This window comes from Sphingomonas sp. Leaf67, from assembly GCF_001421965.1.
GTDB lineage: Bacteria > Pseudomonadota > Alphaproteobacteria > Sphingomonadales > Sphingomonadaceae > Sphingomonas.
Genome location: NZ_LMLP01000023.1, coordinates 142,878 through 160,042, shown reverse-complemented (window position 1 = coordinate 160,042; position 17,165 = coordinate 142,878). Strand labels below are relative to the sequence as shown.

Genomic DNA, 17,165 nt, shown 5'->3' with positions numbered 1-17,165 from the left:
CGAGCCTTGCCGCCCGCTATATCAGCTTCGCCGATCCTGACAACAATCGATTGCGGTCGCATGTACATGCGCCGTTACGTGGCACCTTCGCCACCTTCGATGCCCGCCAGGAACGCCGCGACATTCGCCCCCAGCGCCTCGACCGCATAGCCGCCCTCCATGACGATCGCCGCCGGCAACCCGGCCCCGGCGATCATCCGCCCCATCTCCAAGAAGTCCGCCGTCTCCAGCGCGAAACCGGCAACCGGATCATGGGCATAGGTATCGGCGCCGAACGACACGACCAGCGTCTTCGCCCCCCAGTCCGCGATCACCGCCAGCGCCTGCGCCAATGCCGGCCGATACCCGGCCCAATCTGTCCCCCGCGACAACGGCAGGTTGAGCGTACTGCCCATGCCCGCCCCCGCACCACGCTCGTCGCCATGCCCCCAGTAAAACGGGTCGAAAAAGCATCTCATCCCGCCGTGTCCCGCAGCTTTTTCAGATGGGCAAGAAAGTTGACGATCTCACGCCTGCGGTTCGCCTCCACCGCCAGTTCGTCCCCGACCCCCAGCTTCCACCGCGTCGGCCCGTGATCGGGTTCGCCGTGCAGCCGGTCGAGCAACTCCGCACGATCCGCGACATCGGCCTCCTCCTCCGCCAATCCGCCCTCGACCAGATCATTGGCCTGCGCCCGCAACGCGACCGCGATCTCCTCCAGCGACAATTCGGGATGATATTGCACGCCCCAGAACACACCGCCGGCATGGCGGATCTCGGCGGCCTGAACGCGGGTCACGGCGTTGCCTGCCAACAGGACCGCATCCGCCGGCAGCGTTTCGACCTCGTCGCCATGGATCGCCGCGGCGTCCCAAGCCGCCGGCCGCCCGGCCAGCAACGGATGCCCTCGCCCCGCGTCGGTCGCGACGATCGCGCGGGCGATGCCGGCCTCCATCCGCCTCGGCATTTTTCGCACCCGACCACCTGCCGCCGCGACCGCGATCTGCAGTCCGGCGCAGGAACCGAACGACGGTACGCCCGACGCGAACACCGCGCGCATGAACGCCAATTGCCGCGCGACTTCCGGCGTAGCGTCATACACGTGCATCGGCGATCCGGTCAGAAAGACCCCGTCGAACCGCCGCACCATCTCGGCTGAAAAAACCGGCGCATCGGCATCGGCAGGCGCGATCAGGGTGATGTCCGCGGCTGGGGCGATCTGCCGGAGAGTCGCGGCGTAGCTTTCCCCCGCACTTCTTCCTGCCCGTTCACGACGTGCCTCGCGTTCTTCGGGCAACTCACTTTGCGCGACGAGATAGTGCAGCAAAAGCCATCCTTTGATCTGGGAGCAGGCCGGTCGAACGCACGGCCGATACAATCGCCGCATTCGCACGGACCGATCGGGTCGATGCCGACCCGACGCGGTCGCGCCCGAAACCGGCTTGGCGAAGCGCTTCGCTGCCGCCAAGATCGCTGTGCTCTCGGCACCGATCACGCTGGCGCATGCGACTTCTACAGGATTACCATCATGACCGTTCGTTCGTTTTCGCTACGTGCCGCATCGTTGTTCGCGCTGGCGATGCTCTCGCCCGCCGGGTCGGCACAGACACCGCGCCCGACCGTCGCCGAACGCCCCGCCCCGCCCGCCGCATGGACCTCGGCCCCGTTCGTGCCGTTGTGGACCGGCACGCCGCCGGGCGGCGGGTTCAAGGCGGTCGCGGTGCCGGCGAACGATCCCACGACCTTCCTGCGCAATATCGACCGGCCGGGGCTGCGCCGCTTCACCCCTGCCCGGCCGAACGGGGCGTCGGTGATGGTCATTCCGGGCGGTGCCTATACGTTCCTGTCGATCGGCAACGAAGGCGTCGATATCGCCGGCCGGCTGACCGCGCTGGGCTATACCGTCTATGTCCTGACCTATCGCCTGCCGGGCGAGGGCTGGACCGACCGGGCCGACGTGCCGTTGCAGGATGCACAGCGCGGGCTGCGCATGGTCCGTGCCGCCGCGACGAAGGACGGGCTGGATCCGCACAAGATCGCGGTACTCGGCTTTTCGGCGGGCGGGCATCTGGCCGCGACACTGGAAACCGACTTCGCGCAAGCCGTCCATGCACCGCGCGACGCCATCGACCGGATCGACGCACGGCCCGATGCCGCGGCGCTGATCTATCCGGTGATCGCCGCCGCCGCACCCTTCACCCATGCCCAGTCCGCCGCGCAGCTGCTGGGCAAGAACCCCGACCCGGCAGCAGTCGCGCGGCGATCCCCGGCGGAACATGTGACGGCGACGACGCCGCCCACGTTCCTGCTGCACGCGATGGACGACCGCGCGGTCGTGCCCGACAACAGCCTGTTGATGATGGCGGCGCTGCGCCGCGCCGGTCGCCCGGTCGAATCGCATTTCCTGACCGAAGGCGGACACGGCTTCGGCGTCGGTCCCGCCACCCTGCCCGCCGGCCATTGGGTCGAGATGTTCGACCGGTGGCTGCAACGCAGCCTTGCCAAAACGTCGCGTCCGGCGGGGTGATCTGCCGGCTTGCCTGCGTTCCTGCGCCATATGTCGATCATGGCGATCTGGCCGCAACCGGCTCCGGCGAGCGCAGGCCGCAGGTAGCGAAAGTCGATCAGGCGGCGCGGCTACTCCGGAAGTCGCCGTCGAGCAGCCTGACGCCGCCATGGCTGGCGTCCGACCGGCCGGTGGATCGCGGCAGGTTGAAGCGCCCGACCTGACCGGCAAGCTGGTCGGCATGGTTGGCAAGCGTCCGCGCGGAAGCGGTCGCCTGTTCGACCATCGCCGCATTGCGCTGGGTCACGCCGTCCATTTCGGAAACGGCGGTGTTGACCTGTTGCAGGCGGATCGCCTGATGTTCGGACGACTCGGCGATCCCGTGGACCAGCGTGCTGACTTCACCGATCCGCTCCATGATCCGCCGCAGTGCGTCGCCGGTTTCGTTGACCAGCGAGACGCCGGTGTTGACCTGCTCGCTCGACGCGGTGATGCGGACCTTCACGTCGTGCGCGGCGTCGGCGGAACGCTGCGCCAGCGCGCGGACTTCGCTGGCGACGACTGCAAAGCCCTTGCCCGCATCGCCCGCCCGCGCCGCCTCGACCCCGGCGTTCAGCGCCAGCAGGTTCGTCTGGAATGCGATGCCGTCGATCACGCTGATGATATCGCTGATCTCGATCGACGCGCGTTCGATCGATCCCATGGCGTGGATCGCGCGATCGACCACCGCACCGGACTGGTTCGCTTCGTCCCGTGCCTGACCGACGACCGCCTTGGCGCGCGCCGCGCCGCTCGCCGTCTGGCGGACGGTGCTGGTGATCTGCTCCATCGCCGCCGCCGTTTCTTCAAGGCTCGCGGCCTGCTGTTCGGTACGTTGCGACAGCGCGTCGGAGGCACGGCTGATATCCAGCGCGCCTTCGTTGATGCTGTCGCTGGCGGCGGCAACCGCTTGCAACGTATCGGCGACCGCAGCCATTGCCCGGTTATAGTCGCGCCGCAACTGGTCGGCCTCGTCCGGGAACGCCGTGTCGATGCGGTGGCTGAGATCGTTGCTGGCCAACCGGTCCAGTCCGGCGCCGAGCAATGCGACCATCTGTTGCTGCACCGCCGATGCCGCCGCCAGCCGGACGCCGTTATCACGGAACGTCGCCATCGCCCGCGTCATGCGTCCGACGCAATCGCGATACTCCGAAAAGTCGATCGGCGCGGCGAATTCGCCCGCCGCCAGTGCCTCCATGCGCACGACCGTCGTGACATAGGGGTCGCAGATCAGCTTGCGCGCGATCAGCGTCGACAGCACGATGGCAACGATGCCCATCACCGCTGCTGCGATGAACGGCGCGGCGGGATCGGTCGCGGGCGGCGATAACAGCGCGGCGGCGAGCGGCAGCGATGCCAGTGCTCCATTCAGGATCGCGAGCATCACGAACTTCACCCGGATGGGTGCGTCGGCCTTGAACCAGTGGATCAACGGATCATCCTGAAGCTGATATGGTGTGGTAGCGGCCCTCCTGTCCTTCATTCGCCAACGAAGAATTAACGCGATATCGCCCGGAAAACCCCGCATCGCTTCGGTTACGGCGGAAGATTCTGATTTAACGTCACTTCTACGATTCGGCATTCGCAGCAACCGTACGCTCCGGACGCTGTCCATCGCGACCATTTGGCGGAACAGGATGTACGCTCGCCGCGCTTATCGTCCGCGGCCAGCGTGCTGCCATCAGGAGCGACTCGATGAGCGATACGGGACTGACGATCGATGCGACGACCTTTGCCGACAATCCGGCGAAGTATCAGGTCGAATTTGTCGCGGACGTGGATGGCGAACTGCAGCCATTCGCAGTCCGATACAGCGCGCTCGAAGCGCTGGCGGGCCGGCCGGTGCTCGACGATCCGTTGGCGGTCGCGCAATCGCATCTGGACCTGTTGTCCGTTTCGGCGGGGAAGGCGCTGGCGCGCGGTCAGGCGGTGGTACGGGTGATAATCGGAGAAGCCGACCTGCTATAGACGATCCGCGCGGGACGTCTGACGCCATGCCTCCCTGTCGTCGCCGTCCGATACTTGCCAATACTGGCCGCATATCCTAAAAATCGATACCCGCAGCATATTCTGCCGATCGTAACTCGTTTTTCCACCAATAAAATTGTCTTTTACTTTCGCGTTTCTTTCGCAATCGATGCCAGCCGATCCCGATTTACGTTTTGTTAACCAGTGTTCACGTAAGTTAAGGATCAACCGAGCGCACCGGTCTGGTCTGGTGACGTACCGCGGATGGATCGGGCGAGGGCAGCGAATGGCATATCTTCCTTCAGCACATGGCGGCATTCGGAATTGGCCGAATACCGGCATGAACAGGCTTTATCGTGACGGCGACCGGGCCGTTCGCGATCTCGCTGTCGATCGCAGCGGAGTGATGACGCGGGTGCGTGACCCCGAACTGGCGACGATCGTCAGCTTCACCGCGGCGGAGTACAAGGCGTCGATCGCCGGACTGTCGATCGTGACCGGCCGGTGCCAGATCCTTATGGGCGGGGTCGGCACCGATATCTATGAAGTCGCGCTGGAAGACTCGTTTTGCGCAGTCACCGTCCAGCGTCCCGACGAACCCCTGATCGTCCCTGATGCGACGCGCGACCCGCGCTTCGCCACGCTCCGCACCGTGACCGGGCAGCCGTCCGTGCGATTCTATGCAGGCGTTCCCGTGCTTGATCGCAACGGTTTTGCACTGGGGGCGCTGTGCATCGCCGACCGGACGCCGCGCACCGAGGCGTTCGACCCGACCATGTTGCTGATCCGCGCACACGAAATCGAGCGGCTGATCCGTTCGTAAGGCAACCAGCGCCACTGACGCTATGCATCCTTGCGACGCGATCGTTTCCGGCTACCATCCTCCCTAAGATATTGGGAGAGATGGAAATGAACGCCCGCTTCGACCGCCGCACCCTGTTGGCGGGCGGCATCGCCGCCTCGACCGCAAGTGTCCTGCCGACCGGCGAAGTCTTTGCCCAGCGTCGCCGCACCTCGGCGAACGACAAGCTGCAGGTCGGGCTGATCGGTTGCAAGGGGATGGGCTGGTCCAATCTGAACGCGATGCTGAAGGGGGCGGACGTCCTGCCGGTCGCCTTGTGCGACGTCGACGCGCGGGTCCTGACCGAACGCGGCGCGGAGTTGAAGAAGGCATCGGGCCGGGCACCGCGGCTGTATGATGATTATCGCCGGATGCTCGACGATCGGTCGGTCGACGCGGTCATCATCGCCACCCCCGATCACTGGCACGCACTGCAACTGACCGATGCGATGTCGGCCGGCAAGGATGCCTATTGCGAAAAGCCGCTGGGCAATTCGATCGCCGAGTGCCGGGCGATGGTCGCCGCCAAACAACGCCACAACCGCGTGGTACAGGTTGGCCAATGGCAGCGCAGCAACCAGCATTGGGCCGACGCCATCGCGCTGGTCCATGGCGGCGGCATCGGCCGGGTGCGCAAGGTGAAGGCATGGGCCTATATGGGCTGGATGAAGCGGGTCGCGCCGCAGCCCGATCAGGCCACACCGGCAGGCGTCGATTACGACCGCTGGCTGGGGCCGGCACCGGCGCGCGCGTTCAACCCCAATCGCTTTCATTTCAGCTGGCGGTGGTATTGGGATTATGCCGGCGGACTGATGACCGACTGGGGCGTCCATCTGATGGACATCGCGTTGCTGGGCATGAAGGCGTCGGTGCCGAAATCGGTCAGTGCGCTGGGCGGCGCCTATGGCTATCCGGACTCGGCGATGGAGACGCCCGACACGCAAACCGCGATCTTCGATTTCGGCGACTATTCGGTCGAATGGGAACACGCGGTCGGAATCAGCCACGGACCCTATGGCGGGCGCGATCACGGCGTCGCGTTTGTCGGTGAGACGGGCACGCTGGTCGTGGATCGCAGCCAGTGGCAGGTATTTCCGGAGGTCAGCGACGGCAAGCCGCTGACACGCGAGGTGCCGGTCACCCGATCGACCGACAACGGTATCGACCGCCATACCGCCGACTTCGTCGCCTGCGTCAAGGATCGCACGCGAACCCCCGCCTGCCCGATCGAATCCGCCGCCAACACCGCCATCGTGTGCCAGATGGGCAATATCGGCTGGCGGACGGGCCGGAAGGTCCATTGGGACGCGACGACGGGTCAATTCACGGGCGACGCCGACGCCAATGCGCTGATCACCCCACGCTACCGCGCACCCTATCGACTGCCGGTGTGAACGGGTAATCGCAGTAGGGCAGGCTTTTCCGGCAGGCGACGCTGCGGTACGACATCGCCATGGAAGCAGGAGATCGAATCCGGCGGATCGTCATACTCGGCGGGGGCACCGCCGGATGGATGACGGCGGCGGCGCTGTCGCGCAGTTTCGGCAGCGCGGTCGACGTCACCTTGCTCGAATCCGAAGCGATCGGGACGGTCGGCGTCGGTGAGGCGACGATTCCGACGATCCACTGGTTCAACGAACTGATCGGTATTGACGAACCGGAATTTCTGCGCGCGACCAAGGCGACGTTCAAGCTGGGCATCGAATTCGTCGACTGGACGGCACCGGGCCACCGGTATTTCCATCCCTTCGGCCAATTCGGCGCGGCGTTGCCGGGCGTCGCCTTTCACCATCGCTGGTTGAAGGCGCAGGCGGACGGGATGGATGTGCCGTTGCCGGCGCTGTCGCTGGCGGCGCAACTGGCAAGGCAAGGGCGCTTCGCCAAACCTGTCGGCGACGCGCGATCGATCCTGTCGACGCTCGGCTATGCCTATCATTTCGATGCCGGGCTCTACGCCACCTATTTGCGGCGATTGAGCGAGGCGGCCGGCGTCCGGCGGATCGAGGGCAAGCTGCAAAAGGTCGATCGCGATGGCAAGACCGGCTTCGTCACCGCGCTGACCACCGAACGCGGCGAGCGGATCGACGGCGATCTGTTCATCGATTGCTCGGGGTTCCGCGCACTGCTGATCGGCGATGCGATGGGTGAGCCGTTCGAGGACTGGTCGCACTGGCTTCCCTGTGACCGGGCCGTGGCGGTACCCTGCACCCGGCTCCCCGCAACCACGCCCTATACCCGGTCGACCGCGCGGGCCGCCGGGTGGCAATGGCGCATCCCGCTGCAACACCGCACCGGCAACGGCTATGTCTTTGCGAGCCGCTATGTGTCGGAGGACGAAGCGACTGCGACGCTGATGGGCAATCTGGATGGCGAAGCGCTTGCCGAACCGCGACTGTTGCGCTTCACGGCGGGCACGCGGCGACGGCCGTGGCGCGACAATGTCGTCGCGATCGGGCTATCGTCAGGGTTTCTCGAACCGCTCGAATCGACCAGCATCCATTTGATCCAGAGCGGCATCACCAAGTTGCTGACGCTGTTCCCCGACCGCAATTGCGATCCGGCGCTCGCCGACCGGTTCAACGACGTGTTCGCGCGCGACATGGACGGGATCAAGGACTTCCTGATCCTCCATTACCATGCGACCAGCGGGCATAGCGAACCGCTATGGCAACATTGCCGGACGATGGAATTGCCCGGCACGCTGGTTGCGCGCGAGGCGCAATATCGCCGGTCGGGTCGGCTGATCCTCGACGGCGACGAACTGTTCCGGGACGCGAGCTGGCTGGCGGTGCTGAACGGTCAGGGGATCGTGGCGGAGGGGTATAACCCGCTGGCGGACGCGATCGATGCCGACGGCAACCGGGCGCAGGTGCGTCAGATCGCCGACGTCATCGCCCGTGCAGCGCCGAGCCTGCCTTTTCACGACGTTGCGCTGGCGCAGGCGATGGGGGCGACATGACCGCACCCGACATCGTCGCGCGACGCATCGGTGTCGAGCGACAGCCGATCGCGATCGTCGATCATTTCCATCCCGATCCGGACGGCCTGCGCGACTTTGCCCACGCGGCGTATTTCGAACCGGCCCGGCGACAATATCCCGGCGTGCGCGCGGATCTGCCGGAGACGTATTTTCACGCGATCCGGCCAGCGCTGACGAACGTCCTGACGCATGTTTTCGATCATCGTGGCGGCGTTTCGCTGCTCGACGCCAGTTTTTCGGTAGTGACCGCACCACCGGCGACGTTGAACATCGAACAGCGGCTGCCGCATTTCGATGCCATCGATCCGGCGCGCATCGCGCTGGTCCATTATCTGGGGACGGAAGATCGCGGCGGTACCGCGTTCTATCGGCATCGCGGCACCGGGTTCGAGACGATCGATGCCGGGCGGGTGTCGGCGTATCTGGACGCGGTCAACGGCGAAGTCGCGACGGCACCACCGCCACCGGCCTATATCGACGGATCAACCGACCGGTTCGAACAGGTTTCCATGGTCGATAGCCGCTACAATCGGGCGGTACTCTATCGCAGTGCGCTGCTCCACAGCGGTGCGATCCCGCCTGATACGGTGCTCAGCGCCGATCCGGCACAGGGGCGGCTGACGGTGACCGCGTTCCTGCTGCTTGCCTAACGCGGCGGCTGTACCGCCAGATAGACGGTGCTCCACAGCTGCGCGGCGTTGGATTCATCGACGTCCTGCTTGCCCGCACCGAACGCCACCACCTGATATCGGCCGCCGCGATAGGCCCATGACCATAGTTCGGAGCTTTGCGTTGCGCGGGTGGCATTGATTGCGCGCCACAGCGTCGCCTGTGCGCGGGTCAGTACCGCGCGAGTCGCGGCGGGCAGGTCGCGGCGGGCGAGCTGTCGCTCCAGACCGGCGGCGAACAGCGCCTGCTGCCACGACCACACGACCGCACCGTGATAGGCGGCGGGGGTGAAGCGCGCCTGCACCGTCGCATCGGTCTGCGCGGCGTTGGCGACCAGCATGCCGATATCGGTCATCAACCCGGCCGGGAACGGCCGCATCGCGGCGGTGACATAGGTTTCGAGATCGGCGGGCGAAGGTTCGGCGAACATCAGCGCGAAGCCTTCGTCCGAATTCACGATCGGGATCGTCCGGCCAGCATCGTCGAGCGCGATCGCGTGGAACACCATCGGGTCGGACCCGATCGACGCCAGCGCCGGTGCAACGGGGATGCCGAGCGTTCGGGCATAGGCGTCGATACGCGGCTTCGCCTGCGCGGCCGGGAGCGACACGCGGAACAGCGCCGGCGCGCGGGTGCGCCAGACGCCGGCCATCGCCTCGGCGCGGGTCAGCGCGGTGCGATCCGCGGGCGTCAGATAGCGGTCGAGCAGCCCGGCGCGCAGCAGCCGGGCAGCTGATTCCAGTGCGGCGGGGACGAACACGGCGTTGACGTCATAGGCATAGCGTCCGCGACCCAGTCCCTCCTCGCTATCGCGCCATTGGCCGGTCAGGCGGCCCTTCGGGATTGCTATCAGTCTGGCGAAATTGGGATTTTCGGCGAAGGGTTGGGCGGTGGTGATAAGGTGACGAAGGTTACGCACAAGCGCCATTCCCGCCGGGGCGGTGGTGCCGGGGATGCCTTCGCTCGCCAAGGGGCGGGCGAGGAATGTCTTTGCCGCAGAAGGGCTTGCGTGGTCGAGGAGATAGGCGGCGGCGACGGGGGCGAGCATATAGTCGTCGTCGACCATCGCGTAATCGAGCACGGCAGCGTCACCGCGCTCCCGAAGTTTACGCCGGTCGACCACGGCGAATTCGCCAATGCCCTCTTCATGCGCAACATCGCCGCGCGCATCGAGCCGGGCGAGAACCGACCCCAGCCCCGCCTCGATCGCCTGCGGCTGCAAGACCGGCATCAGCAGGCGTACCGACATCAGCGTATCGCGGCCGAAATAGGTCTGAAACCGCCATGATCCCGCGAGGAATTTCTCCCGATAGCTGAGGAATCGCAACGCATTACGGGCAGCGGGATCATCGGCGGCGCGGGCGTTCAGCAATTCGTCGCGGGCAAGGCCGGTCAACGGCTTCTCCCCGCTCGACGCCAATATCTCCATGCGCAGCGGACGGCCGGCATCGGCGACCAGCGCGCCGTTGCGGATCGCGCCGGACAGCAACCTTATCTGCAACAGATAGCCGGGTTTGCCGTCGAGGCGCGGGCGGCTCCAGCGGATGGTGTTGCCGGTGACGACCGGATCGACCGCGACTTCGGCCGGGAACCGACCGACCGACTGATAGTCGCGCAGGAAGCGGATCGACGACAATACCGCCTGCCTGATGCGCAGTTCGGGCGCGTCGATGCTGGCAAGCGTCAGCACCGCCGGTTGCGGCCCGGCGATGCCCGGCGCGGTGGTCGGGCGTGGCACCTGTTCGAGCCGCCACGTCGCCGCGCGCCCGACCGGTTCGAACCACAGGCCGACGCCGCTATTGCCCGCCGGAAACGCGACGAGGATGCGCGGATCGGTGCCGTTGCGCAGGAGCAGATGCGCCGCGACCGGCCCTTCGCGGACGAAGGCGTTGAGATTCTGTCCCTCGGTCAGCTGGAAGGCGAGTTCGGGAGTTTTCGCGGGGCGCTGTGCCGCCGCCAGTCCCGTTCCCGCCACCATCGCGCCTGCCAGCATCCACCGCATCACGGTCTTCATCGCTTACTCTCTTCCGCGAAGAGCGGGCCTTGAGGAAGGCCCGCGCTATTTCGTGACCTTACCGTACGCCCGCGCAGGCGGGGGTTCAGAGCCAAGCAGAACGACGTCCGGTGCCCGTGACCCTGCCCCCCGCCTGCGCGGGGGTACGGAAGGATGACCGGTTCCCCCCTTTAGAACCGGAAGGTCAGCGATCCGCCATAGGTCGGGCCGACGATACCGCGGGCGTAGAAATAGCCGTCGGTGATCGCCTGTGTCTGACCCTGTCGCGGATTGCCCTCGGTCAAGCCGACCACGTCGAACACATTGTCGGCGTTCAGGTTCAGTTGCACCCGCTTGGTCAGGTTCAGGTTCACGCCGAAACCGGTGACGCCATAGCTGGGCAGCGCGATGCCGTTGCCGTTGTCGGCGAAGATCTTGCCGACGAATTTGTAGCGGGCATACACCTCGCCCGCGCCATTGGGCAGCGTGAGCGTCGGCAGGATCGTGAACAGCTGCGCCGGCGTGCGTTCGGGGCGATTGCCCTCGAACGACGCGCCCTGATCGACGCCGTCGAGTTGCAGGTTGAGCAGCTGCGGGTCCTGAAACACACCCTGGAAATCGACCGAGAACCATGTCGTCGGACGCACGACGAAATCGATCTCGACGCCCTTCGTCTTCAGGTCGGCGTTCAGATTCTGCTGTTGGGAGGGGTTGGTGGGGTTGGCGAAATTATAGTTCTGATTGTCGAAATTGGTGCGGAAGACGGTGGCCGAACCGGAGAAGAAACGGCCCATCTGATACCGGACGCCCGCTTCGTACAGCTCGATCGTGGTGATCGGATCGACGTTGTTCGTCTGGAAGCCGTTGGCATAGCGGGCATAGACCGAGAAGTTCGGCGTAAGCAGATAGTTGGCACCGACCGTCCACGACGCCTTGCGCTGCGTGCGTTCGCGCACCGCGAGCACGCCGTTATACGCCGACCCGACGGTGCGGACCACGCCGCCGACCCCCGCCGGCACCGGCTGGCTGCCCGCCAGTTCGCCACCGTCGCGCGCGGTCGCATCGTCGCTTTCCCAGCGTACGCCGCCGTCGATGCGCAGGTCGCCGATCGCGACTTCGTCGTTCGCGTAGAGCGAGACGGTCGAATCCAGACGCTCGCGGATGCCGGCACCCCAGTCGCCATAGGAAACGAGGCCGTTGTCCGACAGCGTGCCGATGACACGGTTGCCGGCGTCGAGCGCGACGATGTCATAGATGTCGCTGTTGGTCTGCACGCCGTTGACGACGCTGGCGGTGGCCGACTGATCCTGCGAACGCTTGACGTTGTAATACATGACGCCGGCGGTCAGGGAGTTCTTGAAATTATCGTTCTCGAATTCCCAACGGCCGCCGACATTCGCGCCGAAATCGCGCCCGTCGATATAATCGTGGTTGAGCACGGTGCGTTGCAGGAAGCCGTTGCCGTTCAGCGCATTCAGGTCCGCCGTCTGGTTCGAGCCGAGCACCACGCCGGTCCGCAGATTCTTGATGCCGAAGCGCACCGTGTTGGGGAAGGCAGCGGCACCCAGCGTAAGCAGCCCGTCGATCGGCGAATTGCCACCGGGCGTCAGATAGTTCTGCGCGCTGGTCAGGCCGCCGTTACCGGTCCCCGAACCGGGGAACAGGCCGTTGAAGTCGTAGGAATATTTCAGATAGCGGGCGTGGGCGAACAGGTCGATCGTGTCGGTCAGCGGCTTTTCGACATCGAAGCGGACCTGCGCGGTCTTGGCCTTGATCCCGTCGCGGTAGCGGAATTCGCGGAAGCCGCCGGGGTGCGCGAAGGTCGATACCGGCACGGCGATGTTGGCGAACGCGTCGCCGCCGACATTGCCGAACTGGGTATCGAGGCCGGGTATCCCCTTCACCTCACCATCGTCGAGCCGGTAGGGCATCGTCGCATAATAGGCGTTCTCGACATCGCCGCCCTTTGCCGACAGGCGGACATAGCCGCCGCCGTCGAAGCGATATTCGAGCATGCTCTTGATACGCCAGCCGGCATAGTCGAACGGGTTGTCGCGCACGCCGGGGCTCGACTGGACATAACCGCCGATGTTGAAGGCGAGTTTGTCGCTGAGCGGCTGCGAATAATAGAAATCGCCGCGCTTCATGCCGTAATTATAGGCGGTGACGCGCGCCGCCCCCTCGGCTTCGTTGAAGTTCGGCCGGCGCGAGATGAAGTTGATCGTCGCGCCCGCGCCGTTGACGGTCAGCACGCCCGACGAACCGCCCTTGACCGCTTCGAGGCGATCGATGGTCAGATCCTGATCGAAGAAGAAGTCGGCACCGCCGCCGCCATAGAGGATCGGCATGCCGTCCTCCTGCAGCTGCACGAACCGCTGGCCACCGCCCTGAAGACCACGCACCGAATAGTTGTTCGACACCTGCCCCGCCGTCGCCTCGACAAAGATGCCGGGGACCAGTTCGAGCATGTCGGCGGTCGACCGCGGCGCGCGCCGGTCGATATCGGCGCGGTCGGCGAGCGTGATGTCGGCCGATGCGGTGATGAGCGGACGGTCGCGGGTGGTCGTGCCGGTGACGACGATGACGTCCTGTTCGTCGTCGGCCGTCGCGGCATCGGTGCCCTGCGTGGCCGCCGGATCGGCGGGCGGCGTCTGTGCAAAGGCAGCGACCGGCAGCAGCGTCGCGCCAGCCAGCAACGCCGCGCGCGCGCCGAAGCGATGGAATGTCAGCATGATCCTCTCCACGGTATATTCTTTGGCCCCGGGGTCGCCGGAACCGGTTACAACTAGACCCGGTCCGGAAGTGCTGCAATGTTGGTTAACGGACACAAGTATTTGCGAGCCGGACTGTGGCGATCAGGCAACATTTCGTAGAACAACCATGCTTGCGCCGCCGGACCCTTTTGGAGGTTTCGTTGCTGGCGACGGCAGCGGCGGTGCTGCCGGGACGGGCCGCTGCGGCGCAGGGGGCGTCGGCACGGGTCGACGCGCTGCTGGCGCGCATGACGCTGGCGGAAAAGGCCGGGCAGCTCAGCTGTTTCAACGACGAGATCCGGCCGGTCGGCGCGGTGTTCAATCCGGTGGTCGATCCTCGCGGCCGCGACGCGATGCTGGCCGATATCCGGGCCGGGCACGTCGGCATGGTGTTCAACGGCTATGGCGTGGCGGGGGGACGGCGGGCGCAGGAAGCGGCGCTGTCGAGCCGGCTGCGCATCCCCCTCACCTTCGCCGCCGATGTGCTGCACGGGTGCCGAACGATCTTTCCGATCCCGCTGGGCGAGGCGGCGGCGTTCGACCCCGACCTGTCGCGGCGCACGGCACGGGCGGTGGCGCGCGAGACGACGGCGGGCGGCATCCACTGGACCTTTGCGCCGATGGTCGACGTCGCGCGCGACCAGCGCTGGGGCCGGGTGGCGGAGGGTGCGGGCGAGGACGTGCTGCTCAACCGGGTTCTGGCGGCGGCGCGGGTGGCGGGGTTTCAGGGACCGGACCTGACGCGCCCCGATGCGTTGCTGGCGACGCCGAAGCATTTCGTCGGCTATGGCGCGGTGCGGGGCGGCATGGAATATGCCGCGGTCGACATGAGCGAGGCGGAGCTGCGCGAGACGTTCGTGCCGCCCTTCGCCGCCGCCTTTGCCGCCGGGGCGGGCGCGACGATGGCGTCGTTCACCGATTTCGGCGGGGTGCCGGTCAGCGCCAACCGGCGCATCCTGACCGATCTGCTGCGCGACGAACTGCGGTTCGACGGGGTGTGCGTGTCGGATTACGATGCCGATCGCGAGTTGATCGCGCACGGGATCGCCGCCGACGAAGCCGATGCGGCGCGGCTGGCCATGCTGGCCGGGATCGACATGTCGATGCAGAGCGGGCTGTATGTCCGGCATCTGCCGGCGCTGGTCGAAAGCGGCCGGGTGCCGATGGCGGCGGTCGATCGTGCGGTGCGGCGGGTGCTGACGCTGAAGGAGCGGCTGGGACTGTTCGACGATCCGTTCCGGTCGATCGATGTGAAAGCCGAGCGGCGCGAGACCGGGAGCGCTGCGATCAAACGGGTCGCGCGCGAGGTCGCGACGCGGTCGATCGTGCTGTTGCGCAACGACGGCGAGTTGTTGCCGCTGCCACGGACGGGGAAACGCATCGCGCTGATCGGCCCGTTCGGGGCGGACCGGGCGAATCTCAATGGGCCATGGTCGTTTGCGGGCGATGCGACGGACGGGATCGATATCGCCAGCGGATTGCGGGCGATGCTGCGCGATCCGGCGGCGCTGACGGTCGAGGCGGGGTCGGGGATCGGCGAGCCGCTGCCCGGCGGGATCGAACGCGCGGTGGCAGCGGCGCGCGCGGCGGATGTGGTGCTGCTGGCGATCGGCGAGGGTGCCGACCTGTCGGGTGAGGGCAACAGCCGGACCGAGATCACCGTGCCGGCGGCGCAACAGGCACTGGCCGAGGCGGTAGCCGCGACAGGTACGCCGGTGGTCGTGCTGTTGCGGCATGGCCGGGCGCTCGCGCTGAACGGGGCGGTGCGCGATGCGCCGGCCTTGCTCGCGACGTGGTTTCTGGGGGAGCAGACCGGGGCGGCGATCGCCGACATCGTGTTCGGGGTGGCCGAGCCGACCGGGCGACTGCCGGTCAGCTTTCCGATCGCGAGCGGGCAGCAGCCCTGGTCGTACGACCGGCGCAGTACCGGGCGGCCCGCGCCCGACACCGACCCGATGCTGGCGGGGCGCAGTCGCTGGCGCGATGCGCCGGACCGGGCGCTGTACCCGTTCGGGTCGGGCATGGGCTATACGCGGTTCGCGGTGTCGGACCTGCGGGTGCCGGCGGTGGTGCCGGCAGGGGCGGCGGTGCCGGTGTCGGTGCTGGTCCGCAATATCGGCGAACGCGCGGGCACGACGCTGGTCCGCGTCGATGTCCATGACCGGGTCGCCAGCCGGACGCGACCGGTGCGGCAGATGAAGGCGTTCGCGCGGGTGACGCTGGCGGCCGGAGCCGAGGCGCGGGTCGATCTAAGGATCGCGGGCGACGATCTGGCGCTGATCGCCGGCGACGGTGCGTGGCGGATCGAGCCGGGGGCGTTCGACCTGTGGGTCCATGCGGGCGACGGCGTCGAGGTGACGGGAACGTTCGCGGTGCGCTGACGCCCGGTCAGTCGTCTTCGTCGTCGAAGCCGACCAGATCGAGCGCGCGGGCCTTGATCTGGCGGGTCATGCACCAATGGACCAGCGCGTCCTCGCGGCCGTGCGTCACCCAGACTTCCTTTGGCGCGATCTCGGTCAGCGTCCGGGTCAGTTCGTCCCAGTCGGCATGGTCGGACAGGATCAGCGGCAGTTCGACGCCGCGCTGGCGCGCGCGCTGGCGGACGCGCATCCAGCCGCTGGCCATCGCCGTGATCGGATCGGGCAGCCGCCGCGACCAGCGATCGTTCAAGGCGGAGGGCGGCGCGATGATGATCCGACCCTGCAACTCGGCCTTGGTCGCGCCGGTCGCCGGGCGCAGCTCGCCCAGATCGACGCCCAGTTCGACATACAGGTCGCACAGCCGCTGGAGCGCGCCGTGCAGGTAGATCGGATCGTCGAACCCCATCGCCCGCGCCTCCGCGATCACCCGCTGCGCCTTGCCCAGTGCATAGGCCCCGACCAGCACGCAGCGTTCGGGTTCGGTGCGCAGTGCCGCCAGCAGCTTGTCGATCTCGTCACGGGTCTCGGGATGGCGGAAGACGGGCAGGCCGAACGTCGCCTCGGTCACGAACACGTCGCAGGGCACCGGTTGAAAGGCCATGCAGGTCGGATCGGCGCGCCGTTTGTAATCGCCCGAGACGACGACGCGCTCGCCCCGGTGGTCGAGCACGATCTGCGCCGATCCCAGCACATGGCCGGCGGGAACGAACGAAATGCCGACATCGCCGACCGTCAGGTTTTCGCCATAGGCGACGCCAATGCCGTTCTGCGGTCCGTAGCGCGCGTCCATGATCGCCAGCGTTTCGGGCGTCGCCCACACCGTCTGATGCCCGCCGCGCGCATGATCGGCGTGGCCGTGCGTCACCAGCGCGCGCGCGACCGGTTCGGACGGGTCGATCCACATATCGATCGCCGGAATATGAATGCCGGTGGGGTGCGGCGTGATCCAGCGCGCGAGAGCCATGCCCGACACATGGGGCGGACGGCCGGGCCTGCCAAGGTCATCGAACCGACATA

Annotated in this window: 13 protein-coding genes; 7 read left to right on the top strand and 6 right to left on the bottom strand. The window is 66.7% G+C overall.

Annotation, left to right across the window (positions count from 1 at the left end; genetic code table 11):
- Window positions 1-74: 74 nt before the first annotated feature.
- Together ASE90_RS16660 and ASE90_RS16655 are read right to left on the bottom strand one after the other, a co-directional pair.
- Window positions 75-458, bottom strand: a complete 384-nt coding sequence (locus ASE90_RS16660) for a hypothetical protein (RefSeq protein WP_082449893.1) — start codon at window positions 456-458, stop codon at window positions 75-77.
- A complete protein-coding gene (locus tag ASE90_RS16655) occupies window positions 455-1,306 on the bottom strand; it encodes a type 1 glutamine amidotransferase (RefSeq protein WP_056003437.1) in 852 nt (283 codons plus the stop codon). The genes ASE90_RS16660 and ASE90_RS16655 overlap by 4 nt, the downstream gene beginning before the upstream one ends.
- Window positions 1,307-1,507: 201 nt before the next feature.
- Between ASE90_RS16655 and ASE90_RS16650 the strand changes: the two genes are divergently transcribed.
- Window positions 1,508-2,506: an alpha/beta hydrolase gene (locus ASE90_RS16650; RefSeq protein ID WP_056003434.1), complete on the top strand. Its 999-nt coding sequence runs from the start codon at window positions 1,508-1,510 to the stop codon at window positions 2,504-2,506.
- 97 nt (window positions 2,507-2,603) lie between these two features.
- Here ASE90_RS16650 and ASE90_RS16645 read toward each other — a convergent pair whose 3' ends face one another.
- Window positions 2,604-3,956, bottom strand: a complete 1,353-nt coding sequence (locus tag ASE90_RS16645) for a methyl-accepting chemotaxis protein (protein WP_056003431.1) — start codon at window positions 3,954-3,956, stop codon at window positions 2,604-2,606.
- Window positions 3,957-4,219: 263 nt separating this feature from the next.
- Here ASE90_RS16645 and ASE90_RS16640 point away from each other — a divergent pair, with 263 nt between their 5' ends.
- The 5 genes from ASE90_RS16640 (at window position 4,220) to ASE90_RS16620 (ending at window position 8,963) form a co-directional block, all read left to right on the top strand.
- Window positions 4,220-4,492 (top strand): hypothetical protein, encoded by a 273-nt coding sequence (locus ASE90_RS16640; protein ID WP_056003428.1) that lies wholly within the window; start codon window positions 4,220-4,222, stop codon window positions 4,490-4,492.
- 340 nt (window positions 4,493-4,832) lie between these two features.
- Entirely contained in the window at window positions 4,833-5,315 is a 483-nt protein-coding gene (locus tag ASE90_RS16635; protein ID WP_162235110.1) for a GAF domain-containing protein, read from the top strand.
- Between the two features lie 86 nt (window positions 5,316-5,401).
- The gene (locus ASE90_RS16630; protein WP_056003637.1) at window positions 5,402-6,727 is read left to right on the top strand and encodes a Gfo/Idh/MocA family protein; all 1,326 of its coding nucleotides are present in this window, start codon (window positions 5,402-5,404) and stop codon (window positions 6,725-6,727) included.
- A gap of 59 nt (window positions 6,728-6,786) precedes the next feature.
- Window positions 6,787-8,292, top strand: a complete 1,506-nt coding sequence (locus ASE90_RS16625) for a tryptophan halogenase family protein (protein WP_056003422.1) — start codon at window positions 6,787-6,789, stop codon at window positions 8,290-8,292.
- Window positions 8,289-8,963 carry a DUF6445 family protein gene (locus ASE90_RS16620; RefSeq protein WP_056003419.1) on the top strand — a complete coding sequence of 225 codons (675 nt, stop codon included), beginning with the start codon at window positions 8,289-8,291 and terminating at the stop codon, window positions 8,961-8,963. The genes ASE90_RS16625 and ASE90_RS16620 overlap by 4 nt, the downstream gene beginning before the upstream one ends.
- On the opposite strand, the gene ASE90_RS16615 is transcribed toward ASE90_RS16620, so the two are convergent.
- Together ASE90_RS16615 and ASE90_RS16610 are read right to left on the bottom strand one after the other, a co-directional pair.
- Window positions 8,960-10,996 carry a hypothetical protein gene (locus ASE90_RS16615; RefSeq protein ID WP_056003416.1) on the bottom strand — a complete coding sequence of 679 codons (2,037 nt, stop codon included), beginning with the start codon at window positions 10,994-10,996 and terminating at the stop codon, window positions 8,960-8,962. The genes ASE90_RS16620 and ASE90_RS16615 overlap by 4 nt on opposite strands.
- A gap of 170 nt (window positions 10,997-11,166) precedes the next feature.
- Window positions 11,167-13,707, bottom strand: coding sequence for a TonB-dependent receptor domain-containing protein (locus ASE90_RS16610; RefSeq protein WP_082449890.1), 2,541 nt, complete (start codon window positions 13,705-13,707; stop codon window positions 11,167-11,169).
- Window positions 13,708-13,976: 269 nt separating this feature from the next.
- Between ASE90_RS16610 and ASE90_RS16605 the strand changes: the two genes are divergently transcribed.
- Window positions 13,977-16,109 (top strand): glycoside hydrolase family 3 N-terminal domain-containing protein, encoded by a 2,133-nt coding sequence (locus tag ASE90_RS16605; protein WP_082449903.1) that lies wholly within the window; start codon window positions 13,977-13,979, stop codon window positions 16,107-16,109.
- 7 nt (window positions 16,110-16,116) lie between these two features.
- Here the strand turns inward: ASE90_RS16605 and ASE90_RS16600 are convergent, their stop codons facing one another.
- The gene (locus tag ASE90_RS16600) at window positions 16,117-17,112 is read right to left on the bottom strand and encodes a ligase-associated DNA damage response exonuclease (RefSeq protein WP_056003413.1); all 996 of its coding nucleotides are present in this window, start codon (window positions 17,110-17,112) and stop codon (window positions 16,117-16,119) included.
- Window positions 17,113-17,165: the final 53 nt, after the last annotated feature.